Source organism: Altericroceibacterium endophyticum (assembly GCF_009827595.1).
In the GTDB taxonomy this organism is placed as follows: Bacteria; Pseudomonadota; Alphaproteobacteria; order Sphingomonadales; family Sphingomonadaceae; genus Altericroceibacterium; species Altericroceibacterium endophyticum.
The window spans coordinates 282024-295640 of the sequence record NZ_WTYT01000001.1 but is presented as its reverse complement, the minus strand read 5'-3'; the positions used below and the strand labels follow the sequence as shown (position 1 = coordinate 295640).

The window sequence follows — 13617 nt, the reverse complement described above, 5'->3', positions numbered from 1 at the left end:
TTATCTGCCATGGATCAGGCGTAGTTCCGGGTCACGTTTGCGCAATGTTTGAATGACCCCGGTGCAGATCAGGAATTGGCCAAGGTAATAAAGCGGCCATGCAAAAATCTGAGGTATCATGCTGCCCTGCATTATCCCTAGCCCAGCCAGCAACAGCAACTCCGCCGCGACATACAAAACCGCCCCTGCCCCAACGCGGTAACGCGGGAATACGCTGGTCCAGGCAGTCGCCGCCATCGCCCCCATGGTAAGCCCATAGAGAGCAGCGGAAAAACGGCTGCCGGGAAGAGCCAGCACAGCGCAAATTGCCGGTAACAGCAGCAGCAAGCTGGCAGCACAGGCTTTTTGCGAAGTGGAGAGCACAGGCCGCCGATTGCGCAGATACAGACCCAAGGCAAAAAGATGACTGCCAAAATACAGCCATGCCGCCGTTTCACTATCCACTTCAAAGGCCATGTCGCCGACCGCGGCCAACGCCATTACCCAAACCAGCAATCGCGAATCCGGGCTGTGATGCCGCATAAAGGCGTATAGAGCGAGCAAACCAACCGCTGCTCCCTTGACCGGAATCAGATACAACTCCGGCACCGGGCCAGCGCGCAGATAATAGAAGGCCAGCGCCGCCGCGAAGGAAGCGAGCAAATAGGGTCTTTTCTCATACAGGGCACGCTTTGGCATGGTCTACCCTTGACCCGCTTTGCGCTTGGGAGCAAGCGCGCAGCCCATACGACAGGACATGCGACGACTTATGCAACATGACGTTCACATTATCGGCGGCGGCCTCGCAGGCAGCGAAGCAGCATGGCAACTGGCATCACGCGGTTTCCGCGTTCGCCTTTCCGAAATGCGCGGTAGCGGCGAAACCACCGCTGCGCACCACACGGATGGGCTGGCTGAACTGGTCTGCTCGAACTCTTTCCGGTCCGATGATGATGAGAAGAATGCCGTGGGCCTGCTGCATTATGAAATGCGTCAGCTCGATTCCCTGATTATGCGCGCGGGCGAAAAGGCCCGCGTTCCGGCCGGCTCCGCTCTGGCAGTGGACCGCGACGTATTCTCCGCCGAAGTGGAAAACGCGCTGCGCGACCACCCAAATGTGGAAATCGTCCGAGAGCGTATCGATACTTTGCCGACTGAAGGGCTGACCATCGTAGCGACTGGTCCACTTACCGCGGCGAGCCTGGCGGAAAGCATTGGCGCGGCCACAGGATCGGAAAGTCTGGCCTTTTTCGACGCGATCGCGCCGATCGTTCACCATGACACCATCGATATGTCGATCTGTTGGATGCAATCGCGGTGGGACAAACGCTCCGGCCCCGGAAGTGAAGGCAAGGACTACATCAACTGCCCGATGAACAAGGAGGAATATCTCGCTTTTCATCAGGGACTGCTGGACGCTGAAAAATCCGAATTCAAGGAATGGGAAAAGGACACGCCCTATTTCGATGGCTGCATGCCGATCGAAGTTATGGCGGAACGCGGCGTAGACACCCTGCGCTACGGTCCGATGAAGCCAGTTGGCCTCGACGATCCGCGCACCGCCACACCCGAATTCCCGCAAGGACGCTGGCCCTACGCAGTGGTGCAGCTGCGTCAGGACAACAAGCTCGGAACTTTGTGGAACATGGTCGGCTTCCAGACCAAGATGAAATATGGCGCGCAGGTCGAGCTATTCCGGACAATTCCGGGGCTGCAAAATGCCGAATTTGCGCGGCTCGGTGGTTTGCACCGCAACACCTTTTTGAACTCTCCTTTGTTGCTGGACCGGCAATTGCGCCTGAAATCGGCCAGCAACATCCGCTTTGCCGGACAGATTACCGGGTGCGAGGGCTATGTGGAAAGCTCCGCCATCGGTTTGCTGACTGGCCTGATGGCGGCGGCCGAACTCGCTGGTCAAAGCTACACCGCACCCCCTGCGACCACGGCAATGGGCGCGCTGCTGTCCCACATCACCGGCGATGCAGAAGCTGAAAGCTATCAACCGATGAACGTCAATTTCGGCCTTTTTCCGCCGATGCATGACGTAAAAAAGAAGCAGCGCAAGGAAGCCTATACCTCCCGCGCCAAGCAGGATTTTTCCGTGTGGCAGAGCAATTTGCGAAGTGTCGCCGCCTGATCAGCAGCTGCATCTCGGCTTAGGCTTTGCTTTCCGCTTTGGTGCGGTGGTGGCGAATTCTGCAGGCGTCAGTTCACCATTGCCATTGCCGTCGGCCCCATCAAACCGCTGCGCCGTGGTGACAGCCCATTCCTCGAATGTCAGCAAGTTGTTTCCGTCTACATCCAGATCGCGGAACTGATCACTGCGCGTGGAGAGCATCTCATTACGGGTGATGCGCCAGTCACGGTTGCGATCATAGCGGAAAAAACGCCGCTGTTCGCGCGTGATCTCGCTGGCTTCGGGTGGTTCTGGCCCCTGCAATCCCGCCAGATCAGCAAAGGGAAGCAAGTCCGGGTCTTCGACGACTTCGATCGGCTCGACCATCGGCGGCGGTGCAGCCTTCTCTATTTCCGCCCGACCCTGCCACCAAAACAGGCCCACGGCCACAAGAACAAGCGTCCCCAGCGCCCCCAAAATCAGTCTGTGCATATCTCCCCCCTGAAGAGGAAACTACTTCAAAAACCCGCGATTCCCAAACGTGCAATGGTTAACATCGACTTGGGACCGCTTAACAATGGAGCGCCGTCAGCATCGAGAGCACGCTGCCCCAGCTTCCCGAGAATGAACACAGGCCGCAAGGATCTGGGAAGCCGGGCAATATTCCGGGGAAGATCATCGGCCTGACGGCGCACTCTTTCGCGTTCATCCGATGGGCCAAGATTGGCCGCCAGATCGCCGAGTGCCCAATATTGAGCGGCGGTCTGGACATCGGCATTATTCCCGCTGTCGATCTGCAGTGCCGCAAGACGGACCGCATTGGCGCGTCCGTCAACAAAGGCTTCTATCGCTGCTGCATCCAGCTCTTCCTGCAGCAACATTTCCCATCCGCTGACCAACGATGCCAACTGTCCCCGCTCTGGCCAATGTGACAAAGCGTCCAGCACCGCATCGCCCTTCGGCAATTGATCAGCTGGTTTCTCCAGCATTTCACGCCACCAGGCCAGACGCATCTGCGCCAGAACGGGTTCGCGCTTCTGCCGCACGATCTGGCTCAGCCGGGCATCACAGGCAAAGATCGGCAGCAGGACGTCACGTCCCTTCGCCGAGCCATAGGCCAGCGCAAGCCGCTCCACCAAAGGGAGGGATTCGAGCAAAGATTCTGACATTTCAGGAGAGTCGGGATGCGGCCGTGTTCGGTCAAGCATCAAAAGACATCCCGGCCCGCATACGCGCAGGCCGGGATTATCTCATCAATCGACGTAACAGACCTTTTTCACGGCCGCGATGATCCGATCCGAATCGATCAGCGCCATCTTTTCCAGATTGGCCGCATAGGGCAGTGGCACGTCTTCGTTGCAGACACGCAGAACCGGTGCATCGAGATGGTCGAAACCGTCCTCCATGCAGATTGCCTGAATTTCAGCAGCAACCGAACATTGCGGGAAACCTTCTTCAGCAATGATCAGGCGATTGGTCTTGGCCAGGCTTTCCAGCACGGCTTCACGGTCGAGCGGACGGATAGTGCGCAGGTCGATCACCTCAGCATCAATCCCATCTTCTGCCAGCTTTTCAGCAGCTTCGAGCGCAAGGCCGACGCCGATGGAATAGGACACGATCGTGACGTCATTACCTTCACGCATGGTGCGCGCCTTGCCAATTGGCAGAACATGATCGTCCAGCTGAGCAAGCTCGAAGCTCTTGCCGTAGATCAGCTCGTTTTCGAGGAACACGACCGGATCTTCACAGCGGATTGCCGCCTTCAGCAGGCCCTTGGCGTCGGATGCGTCATAAGGGGCAATCACGATCAGCCCAGGCACTGCGGAATACCAAGGTGCGTAGTTCTGGCTGTGCTGGGCGCCAACACGGCTCGCCGCACCATTGGGGCCGCGGAACACGACAGGGCAGCGCATCTGGCCACCCGACATGTAATTCGTCTTGGCCGCCGAATTGATGATGTGATCGATGGCCTGCATGGCGAAGTTGAACGTCATGAATTCAACCACCGGGCGAAGGCCGCCCATTGCCGCACCCGTACCAATGCCGGCAAAACCATATTCGGTGATCGGCGTATCGATAACGCGCTTGGGACCGAATTCAGCCAGCAGATCCTGCGTGACCTTATAGGCCCCCTGATATTCCGCCACTTCTTCGCCCATGACGAAGACGCGTTCATCAAGACGCATTTCCTCCGCCATTGCATCACGCAGGGCTTCGCGCACGGTAGCGCTCACCATATTGGTGCCGGGCGGAATTTCAGGATCGGCCTTTTTGGGCTTCGGCTGATCCTTGGTCATGATTTCAGCGGAACTTGCGCTGGCGGGCTTTTCTTCATCAGCCGGCTTGCTCTCGGACTCTTCCGGAGTAGCTGCGGGGGCTTCGATCGAAGAGGCATCTTCGCCTTCTTCGGCAAGCATCGCGATGACCGTACCGACGGCGACATTTTCAGCGCCTTCTTCGATCAGGATCTTGCCGACGGTGCCCTCATCCACGGCTTCGAATTCCATCGTCGCCTTGTCGGTTTCAATTTCGGCGAGAATATCGCCGGCGGTTACGTTATCGCCCTCTTTCACTAGCCATTTGGCCAGCGTGCCCTCTTCCATCGTTGGAGAAAGGGCCGGCATTTTAATTTCGATAGCCATCAGTAATTACCCACCAGAACATCGGTGTAGAGTTCGCTCGCCTCAGGCTCGGGCGAATTTTCAGCAAAGTCGGCGGCTTCGGCCACCTGGGCGCGAATATCCTTATCGATCTGCTTCAGCTTCTCTTCGTCATAACCCATCTCGATCAAATAGGCCTTGGCCTTTTCAATCGGATCGCTCTTGTCACGAACGCCCTGCACTTCCTCGCGTGTCCGGTATTTCGCCGGATCAGACATGGAGTGACCACGATAGCGATAGGTTTCCAGCTCCATGAGCACGGGACCTTTGCCCGAGCGTACGTGATCGGCAGCAATCTGCGTGGCTTGATGCACTTCGAGCACATCCATGCCGTTCACTTTCATGCCGGGGATGCGGAAGGCGGTGCCACGGCGATAGAATTCGGTTTCGGCAGAACTGCGCTTTACCGAAGTGCCCATCGCATATTGATTGTTCTCAACGATGAAGATGATCGGCAAATTCCACAGGCTGGCCATATTGAAGGTTTCATAGACCTGGCCCTGATTGGACGCACCATCACCGAAATAGGTGGCACACAGACCGCCATCTTCATTGTACTGATGCGCAAATGCGAGACCCGCACCCAGCGGCACCTGAGCACCGACGATACCGTGCCCGCCGTAAAATCCCTTTTCGGTCGAGAACATGTGCATCGAACCGCCCTTGCCGTGGCTGATACCAGCCTGGCGACCGGTCAGTTCGGCCATGATAATCTTGGGATCGATGCCATAGGCAAGCATGTGGCCGTGATCACGATAGCCGGTGATCACGCTATCCTTGCCAACTTCAAGGGCCGACTGGATGCCAACAGCAACTGCTTCCTGGCCGATATAAAGATGACAAAAACCACCGATATAGCCTAGCCCGTAAAGCTGGCCCGCACGCTCTTCAAAGCGGCGGATAAGAAGCATCTGCTTGTAGAACCCAAGCAGCTCATCCTCGCTGGCCTTATAAGTCTTATCCTTTTCGAAGGAATCCTGAAGACTGCGTAATTCAAAATTATCGCCTGCATTATCAGGCTGGGCTTCGGGCTTCTTTCCGGTCGAGGACCGTCCGGATTTTCCGGAAGTGGAGCTGGCGGACGCTTTAGCCAAGTCGTCTATCCCTTTCTTACATGGTCCCTTTTGGGACTCATCGGTTTACGCCCTGCCTATAGGCTGACAATTGCCGCGCTGGCAACGCCTCCATTGGACATATCTGTCCCGCTTTACGCAAGTCAGAGAGGTGCCATCAGGGCTGATTAAGATCGATTATATATTCGTCAGGATGTGCGACGTTCAGATTTTCCCGCATCAATTCGGTGACGAGATCAGGATCGGCGTGATCGGGATTCAGCAACTTTACCTGATTGCTGAGCGCATCACGCTGTTCAGACAGCGCTGTGATGCGCTGCTCCCGCTTGTCGAGCAGCGAAACATTCTCATTCCAGGCCAAAACGCCATAGGGCCCAGCAAGCACCAACCCGCCCAACACCAGCAAATAAGATAGCGCAGCGAACTGGGTCAGCCTTTCACGTAAAGAGTTTTTTGCCACGGCCTTGATCATCTCAACACAGAATCACACCCAGCCCGCAGATTCAAGCCTGTTTGCGCCAGGATGATGGGGAAAACCGGTGGTTAGCGCGAAGTCCTCTTGAACCGCCCCCATCAACCGGTTACATTTGAAACCATGACTGATCTATTTGACAATCCACTCGGACTTGACGGGTTCGAATTTCTTGAATTTTCCGCACCGGAAAAGGGGCCATTGGAAGAATCCTTCCAACGCATGGGCTTCACGCAGGTGGCGCAGCACCGCAGCAAGGACGTGCAGCTCTGGAGGCAGGGCGAAATCAACCTGATCGCCAATTATGAACCGCGCTCCCCCGCAGCCTATTTCGCGGCCGAACATGGCGCCTCATGTTGCGGCATGGCCTTTCGCGTTCGCAATGCCGGGAAAGCCTACGCCCTCGCGCTTAAGCGCGGCGCCGAGCCAGTCAATGTAAACACCGGCCCGATGGAGCTGAACATTCCTGCCATTCGCGGCATTGGGCATTCGCTGATTTATCTGGTCGATCGCTACAGCGAAGGGCCCAATATTTACGACATCGATTTTGTCTATGAAGACGGTGTCGAGCGCACTCCGCCGGGCGCTGGCTTTAATACTATCGATCATCTGACCCACAACGTTTATGCCGGTCGGACGTCACATTGGGAAGAATTCTACTCCCGGATCTTTGGCTTCCGTGAATTCAAGCAATTCGATGTAACCGGAGAATATTCCGGCCTTAATACCAAGGTGATGATGGCGCCTGACGGCAAGATCCGTATTCCACTGAACGAAGAAGGTGGCGAAGGCGGAAAAGGTCAGATCGCAGAATATCTCAAGGAATTTAACGGCGAAGGCATCCAGCACATCGCCTTCGATAGTGACGACCTGTACACGTCGCTCGACAGTTTGAAGCAGAAGGGTACGCCCTTCGCTCCGCCTCCGCCGGAAACCTATTATGAGCAGCTGGCCGAGCGCCTTCCTGGCCATGGCGAACCCGTGGACAAGCTCAAGGAACGCGGCATTCTGCTGGATGGCACCACCGAAGGCGGCGAGCCGCAATTGCTGATGCAGATCTTCTCTCAACTTATGCTGGGGCCGGTCTTTTTCGAATTCATTCAGCGCAAGGGCGATGAAGGTTTCGGCGAAGGCAACATCACGGCGCTCTTCAAGAGTATCGAGGCTGACTATAAGCGCCGCGGAGAAAGCAGCGCCGACGCCTAACTGCAAGTCGCAACACAGGCCGCACATCTGATCGATCGAACAAAGTGGTCTGGCACACGATATGGGCTCCGGGACTGTAAAGTCGCCGGGGCCTTTTTTTTCAATGTGATTTGACCATTCAGCAGCGCAAATCCGTAATGCACCACCACCCTCACAATAAGGACAAAATCAATTTGATTGGCGAGCGCGTCTTCCTCTGCTAGCCGAAAGTCTAGTTTGGGAGAGAATTCATGCCTACGGCCACACAGCAAGCCGAGCCGGCCCGGTCCGGCAAACCGATGATGTACCACATTCCTGGTTGCCCGTTTTCCGAAAGAGTCGAGCTGATGCTGGATCTGAAGGGATGCGGTGATGCGCTGGATGATTTTCAAATCGACATTTCGAAACCGCGACCTGACTGGTTGCTGCAACGCACGCGCGGCACCACCGCCCTTCCCGCGCTAGAGTTGGAAAACGGTGAGACACTGAAGGAAAGTCTCGTCATCATGCGCTATTTCGATGAGCGCTTTCCGGCCGAGCGACTGGCGCATTCCGACCCTTACAAACATGCCGTTGAGGGGATGCTATGCGCGAGTGATATGGCTTTTACCGGCGCCGGTTATCGTATGATCCTCAACCGCGAACGCGACAAGCGAGATGAGCTGATCGCAAATATGGACGAACAATGGCTGAAGCTGGACGAGTTTCTGAGCTATTACGCTCCGGACCGGGATTGGCTTTGGGAGGACTTTGGCTGGGCAGAAGTCGCCTTCACTCCCATGTTCAAGCGCTTGTGGTTCCTCGAATATTACGAGGATTATGCACCGCCGGCTGAGGCGAAGCGCGCGCTGCGCTGGCGCGAAGCCTGCACAAATCACGAAGTTGCCCAGCGCCATCATACGTATGAAGAGCTGATCAAGCTCTATTATGATTACAGCCAGGGCGGCGGCAACGGAAAGATTCCGGAAGGCCGCAAGGTTTCGAGTTTTACGATTGATATACCCTGGCAAGACCGCCCCATGCCGCCAAGGGACAAATGGGGCCATTCCGCGAGTGATGAAGAGCTCGGGCTGGCGTGAGAAAACTCAGCCATCCAACCGAATTGAAATAACAAAATTATAAAGCGGAGATGATAGCATGGCATTCGATTTTGCGGGGCGGACCGCCTTTATCACTGGCGGTGCGAGCGGTGCCGGTTTTGGGCAAGCGCAGGTTTTCGGACGCGCTGGCTGTAAGATTGCGATCGCGGATATTCGCGGCGACGCAGTCCAGACGGCGGTCAGCAAGCTGAAAGAAGAGGGCATCGAAGCCTATGGCGTCGAGCTGGACATCACCGACCGGGCCGCTTTTCAACGCGCTGCAGATGAAGTGGAGGACGCCCTCGGCCCTGTCAGCATGCTGTTCGGCACTGCCGGTGTATCGATATTCGGACCGCTCGAACAGGCCAGCTATTCCGATTACGACTGGATCATGGACGTCAATTTCAACGGTGTCGTCAATCTGATGCAGACCTTTGTCCCGCGCATGATCGAGCGCAATCAGGGTGGGCATATCGTCAACACCGCATCACTCGGCTGCTTCATGGCGAATAGCAGTGCCGGGATTTACTCCGCTTCCAAATTCGCGGTGCATGGGATCACAATGGCGATGCGTGATGCGCTGAAGGACCATGCCATTGGTGTCAGCGTGCTGGCCCCCGCCAATATCAAGTCCAACATTGCCGAGAGCGTAAAAACCCGTCCCGACAGATATGGCGAGAGCGCGTTTGACGTGAATGAAGATGAGATCGCAGCGCTTCACGAAATCTATGCGCAGGGGATGGAGCCCGAAGAACTCGCTGGCCATGTGAAACAGGCAATTGAGGAAAACCGCTTCTACATCATTCCCTATCCCGAAGCGCGCGCCGGGCTGGAAGCTATCTTCAAGCAAGCTCTGGATGCCTTGCCACCGGCGGATTCAGATGAGAGCGGGCAAGAGAAGCGTGCGCAAGCCATGCATAAATACATCGAGGCACGGCAACAGTTGGATAAGCAGCGCTACGGCACATCTGCGAGATAAGTTCGAAACATCGGAAGAATTCGCACTCAAATATTTGATTAATAGACAATATAATGGATCGGGGAGGAATAGAGATGAAACGATTTGCCCTTGCTGCACTTGGCTGCAGTGCATTGATGATTGGTGGCACCACCCCCGCCACGGCGCAGGTTGATGATGCAATCGTGCTCAACATCCTTCGCGAATGCGCCAAGATTGACGACGCACAAGCGCGGCTTGCCTGCTACGACAACAATATCCGCGCCGCTGGTGGTAAACCGCGCAGCAATACGGTGCCGAATGCGAGTGCGTCCGGCGCATCTGCCAGCACTGGCAACGATACATTTGGCGCAGAGGATATCCGGAAACCAGAACGCTTTGCTCCGGCACCCGAAAACCGCGATGAATTGAGCGCGCGGGTTGCATCCGTGCGTGAGCGTCAGCCCGGAACATATCTGATTACGCTGGAAAGCGGCGCGCAATGGCTGTTCACCGAAAGCGTTTCCAGCAGCTATCGCCCTCCCCGTCGCGGTTCGACCGTTGAGATCAAGGCAGCCTCCCTCGGAAGCTATCTGATGGTGGCAGATGGCCAGGCCGGCGTTCGCGTTAAACGGGTGAAGTGAACGAGCCGACCGTTTGCGCCGCAACGCAAAAGCTGCAGACTTAATCAAATATTGAACCGCAGCTTTCGCCCTCGGCGCTGCCGGATTTTCGGGGATCACAATGTCAGATAAACAGACCACACCCATAGGCGGCAAGGGCGCGCTTATCGTCTTGTTGCTGGTCGTTTTCATCAATATCGCAGGCTTCGGCATTGTTATCCCGCTGCTGCCCTTTTACGCAGAAAGCTTCGGCATTTCCGCATGGCAGGTGACGATATTGTTCTCCGCCTATTCGGTTGGGCAATTCCTGGGTGAACCGCTCTGGGGCCGTATATCCGACCGTATCGGGCGAAAGCCCGTGCTGATGGGAACGATGGCGGCCATCGGGCTGTCCTACCTGTTGCTGGCCTATGCACCCGATTACAACACCGCGCTGGTGCTGCGCTTTGTGGCTGGCATCGCCGGGGGCAATATCTCGACTACCCAGGCGTATGTGGCTGACATCACCCCGCCAGAAAAGCGCACAGAACGCCTTGGACTGCTCGGTGCGGCCTTCGGACTGGGTTTCATGGTCGGCCCGGCAATTGGCGGATTGCTGGTTGTCGAAGGAATAGGAGCAGCCGGCTATCGCCCGCCATTGCTCTGCGCGGCTATTCTGGGCGTTCTATCTGTGCTCGGCATCATCTTCTTTCTCAAAGAATCGCATGATCACTCACGCCGCGCCGCCCGGCAGCAGGCGCGCTTGATGGAGGCCATGCGGCACCCGATTATCGGTCAGGTTCTGCTGACCACCCTGATCGCAACCGGTGCCTTTTCAGCCATGGAGGCAATCTATGCCTTGTGGACAGCTGCACGTTTCGATTGGGGACCGCATGAGGTTGGTCTGACCTTCACATTCATCGGTGCGCTTTCTGCTCTTAATCAGGCAGTGATAGCGGGTTGGATCGTCCGCCGCATTGGTGAGGCGGCCGCGCTCACCGCCGGACTGCTGCTTGGCGGCATCAGTCTTATCGCACAGGTCTGGGCACCAGATGGCATGTGGCTGGTGGGTATCACGGTCTTTACCGTGATCGGCATTTCGATCACGCAACCGGCCATCTCGGGCCTGATATCGCTCGCCAGTGCACCCGAGCAGCAAGGGGCTTTGCTCGGGGTCAACGGCGCGCTTGGCGCATTTGCCCGTATCATCGGCCCGATCATTGCAGGCGCCTTGTTTTCCGGCGTGAGCGTCGATGCGCCCTACATTTTCGCGGGGGCCGGAATGCTTCCCGCGGCATGGCTGGCATGGCGCGTTCATCACCGCATTCGGCAAGGCGGGCATCATCTGGCGAGCACCGAGCAGGTCATCCCGAAACAGTCGTGACAGAAAGAACGCACCATGGATAAACTCTCAGCTTTTCCCATCACTCAGCGCTGGAAACCCAAGAATTCTGACATTCTCCAGCTCTTTGGCTGCCCAACCCCCAATGGCATGAAGCCTATGATCGCGCTGGAGGAATTGGGGATTGATTACGAATATCATCATATTGATATTTCAAAGGATGAGACGTTTACGCCCGAGTTTGAGAGCCTCAATCCGAATGGCAAGATCCCGGCTATTATCGACCCCGATGGCCCCGATGGGGAGCCGATCGGCATGTTCGAATCCAATGCGATCCTGATCTATCTGGCGGATAAGAAGAACGCGTTGATTCCGCAGAATATTCGTGAGCGCCTGGAATGCACCTCATGGCTGTTTTTCCAGGCGGCCCATATCGGACCGTTCATGGGCAATCTGGGCTATTTCTACAAATATGCCGGCCGTGAGATTGAGGATCCGCGCCCGGTCGAGCGTTTTGCCAAGGAAAGCGAACGGCTGCTGAATGTGCTCGAAAAGCGGCTGGACGGACGCGAATGGATCATGGGTGACCAATATACCATCGCCGATATTTCAATGGCCGGATGGATCGGCGGTGTCATTAGCTGGTACGAAGCAGGCCCCATTGTCGGATGGGACAAGCTGAGCGCAGTTCCCGCCTGGCTGGAGCGCAATCAGCAGCGTCCAGCGATGCAGCGTTTACGGGAAAGAGCAGCCGGATAATAGGCCAAAGGGCGCTTACCGGCTGCCATATTCCTCCAGCGCATGTTCGCGTTCGAGCTGGGCCACCGAATTGCGCTTCAGCTTGGAGAAGGTCGCCATGAATGCCTGCAATTGCTGTTCGGAAAGCGGTTCAAGCATGAACTTACTGCGCTGGAAGCCCAGATCCTGAATAATCGCATACAGGCGCTTGCCCTCCTCGGTCGGCGAAAAACGCCCGAAACGCCGTCCAGGCTTTCCTTCGCGGAACACGATATCCCGCTCAATCAACGCATTGACCGTCCGCCCGGCCTGGCTGTGATCGCGTTCAAGCCCGCGGACGAGACGCGCCCATTCAACGGGCGGATTTTGGCAGATTTCTGACAAAACCCATGCTTCAAAATTGGAAAGGCTGGCCAGCCGCTTATAGGTCAGTGCCGCGCTGCGGGTGAAGTAAGCGCTCAATGTCAGCAAAGGCGATACGATATAGCCGCGATCAATCACGATCGCGCCATCAGTGCGCCTCACCTGAAACGGACGAATTCCGTCAAAAATGGAATCCCCGACAGGACCGCCCTGACTAAGCGCACGTTCCTGTTCATACAAGGAAGCCGCCCGATGAAGCAGGACGTCGACCGTAACGAAAAAGCCTTCCAGTTCCTCATCATCTATATCGAAAGACAATTCCCGGTTCCGCAACTCTGCCAGACGGAGCAAACGCGCCGCCGCGGATTGACCTTTTTCCGTCAGCGCAATGGGGGAGCGTATTTGCGTGCGCTCAACCATTTCCTGTTGCAGCAGGCGTTTAACAGAGCGGCTAACCTGCGCCTTATCCATGCCAACCGCGCTGGAAATGGCGGCCGGAACCTGCGGCCCGGAACTATGCAGCAGGAACAGAATACGGCGATCAAGCTCCGGCAAATCCACTTCGCGCGCGTAAGATAATTCGGCACTTTCCCGAACCTTGCGCAGCAATTGCCACAAGTGCTGCTGAAAAATTACGGCATTGGGCTCCTCATCACTGGAGGGCTGAACTGCCTGACTTTCCGGCGCGAATCCTTTCAAAATCAGTTTGAGCCTGGGTGCAAAATCAGCAGGCGGTTCTTCCGTATCGCGGCTGCGGGAATCGCCAATGGCATAGGATCGGACAACTTCAACCGCATCATGGTATACATCGCCCAACACATCTTCCAGACGGGCGCTTTCATCACTGGATAATTGCGGTAACGCTTCCCCGGCACGGCTCGCCACCCAGACAGCGCGAGCATACCGACACAAGTCGTCGCGCCACTCTATTATTTCAGAACTTTCGTGTTTTTCGGACAATTTCACAGAAAGTACAGCCTTTCCACCGTGATTTACTAACAATATGCGGGACCGATCGTTCGTTTTGAAAACAACCGATAACCGAAGGTTACGCAAGATACCTCATAGCCA

The 13617-nt window shown here is 56.3% G+C and carries 14 protein-coding genes; 7 read left to right on the top strand and 7 right to left on the bottom strand.

Features of this window, described 5'->3' with window-relative positions; all coding sequences use genetic code 11:
* Entirely contained in the window at window positions 1–678 is a 678-nt protein-coding gene (locus GRI91_RS01445) for a lysoplasmalogenase family protein (RefSeq protein ID WP_160734853.1), read from the bottom strand.
* 70 nt (window positions 679–748) lie between these two features.
* Here GRI91_RS01445 and trmFO point away from each other — a divergent pair, with 70 nt between their 5' ends.
* Entirely contained in the window at window positions 749–2116 is a 1368-nt protein-coding gene (gene trmFO, locus GRI91_RS01440; RefSeq protein ID WP_160734852.1) for a methylenetetrahydrofolate--tRNA-(uracil(54)-C(5))-methyltransferase (FADH(2)-oxidizing) TrmFO, read from the top strand.
* Here trmFO and GRI91_RS01435 read toward each other — a convergent pair whose 3' ends face one another.
* The 5 genes from GRI91_RS01435 to GRI91_RS01415 form a co-directional block, all read right to left on the bottom strand.
* Window positions 2117–2587, bottom strand: a complete 471-nt coding sequence (locus GRI91_RS01435) for an EF-hand domain-containing protein (RefSeq protein ID WP_160734851.1) — start codon at window positions 2585–2587, stop codon at window positions 2117–2119. It abuts the gene before it with no gap.
* Between the two features lie 26 nt (window positions 2588–2613).
* On the bottom strand, window positions 2614–3303 hold the full coding sequence (locus GRI91_RS01430; protein ID WP_160734850.1) for a hypothetical protein: 690 nt from the start codon (window positions 3301–3303) through the stop codon (window positions 2614–2616).
* Window positions 3304–3348: 45 nt separating this feature from the next.
* Complete coding sequence (locus GRI91_RS01425) at window positions 3349–4737, bottom strand: pyruvate dehydrogenase complex E1 component subunit beta (protein ID WP_160734849.1); 1389 nt, start codon at window positions 4735–4737, stop codon at window positions 3349–3351.
* The gene (gene pdhA, locus GRI91_RS01420) at window positions 4737–5849 is read right to left on the bottom strand and encodes a pyruvate dehydrogenase (acetyl-transferring) E1 component subunit alpha (RefSeq protein ID WP_202385390.1); all 1113 of its coding nucleotides are present in this window, start codon (window positions 5847–5849) and stop codon (window positions 4737–4739) included. Before pdhA ends, GRI91_RS01425 begins: the two co-directional genes overlap by 1 nt.
* A gap of 136 nt (window positions 5850–5985) precedes the next feature.
* Complete coding sequence (locus tag GRI91_RS01415; RefSeq protein WP_337190297.1) at window positions 5986–6288, bottom strand: FtsB family cell division protein; 303 nt, start codon at window positions 6286–6288, stop codon at window positions 5986–5988.
* 135 nt (window positions 6289–6423) lie between these two features.
* Here GRI91_RS01415 and hppD point away from each other — a divergent pair, with 135 nt between their 5' ends.
* From hppD to GRI91_RS01385, 6 genes are all read left to right on the top strand, one after another.
* Complete coding sequence (gene hppD / locus GRI91_RS01410; RefSeq protein WP_160734847.1) at window positions 6424–7506, top strand: 4-hydroxyphenylpyruvate dioxygenase; 1083 nt, start codon at window positions 6424–6426, stop codon at window positions 7504–7506.
* Window positions 7507–7736: 230 nt separating this feature from the next.
* Window positions 7737–8564: a glutathione S-transferase family protein gene (locus tag GRI91_RS01405; protein ID WP_237437588.1), complete on the top strand. Its 828-nt coding sequence runs from the start codon at window positions 7737–7739 to the stop codon at window positions 8562–8564.
* Between the two features lie 58 nt (window positions 8565–8622).
* Window positions 8623–9543 (top strand): SDR family NAD(P)-dependent oxidoreductase, encoded by a 921-nt coding sequence (locus tag GRI91_RS01400; protein ID WP_160734846.1) that lies wholly within the window; start codon window positions 8623–8625, stop codon window positions 9541–9543.
* Window positions 9544–9617: 74 nt separating this feature from the next.
* The gene (locus GRI91_RS01395; protein ID WP_160734845.1) at window positions 9618–10145 is read left to right on the top strand and encodes a hypothetical protein; all 528 of its coding nucleotides are present in this window, start codon (window positions 9618–9620) and stop codon (window positions 10143–10145) included.
* 100 nt (window positions 10146–10245) lie between these two features.
* Window positions 10246–11487: an MFS transporter gene (locus tag GRI91_RS01390; RefSeq protein ID WP_160734844.1), complete on the top strand. Its 1242-nt coding sequence runs from the start codon at window positions 10246–10248 to the stop codon at window positions 11485–11487.
* A 15-nt stretch (window positions 11488–11502) separates the two neighbouring features.
* A complete protein-coding gene (locus tag GRI91_RS01385; protein WP_160734843.1) occupies window positions 11503–12204 on the top strand; it encodes a glutathione S-transferase family protein in 702 nt (233 codons plus the stop codon).
* 15 nt (window positions 12205–12219) lie between these two features.
* On the opposite strand, the gene GRI91_RS01380 is transcribed toward GRI91_RS01385, so the two are convergent.
* Window positions 12220–13458 carry a MarR family transcriptional regulator gene (locus tag GRI91_RS01380; RefSeq protein WP_237437587.1) on the bottom strand — a complete coding sequence of 413 codons (1239 nt, stop codon included), beginning with the start codon at window positions 13456–13458 and terminating at the stop codon, window positions 12220–12222.
* Between the last annotated feature and the right edge of the window lie 159 nt (window positions 13459–13617).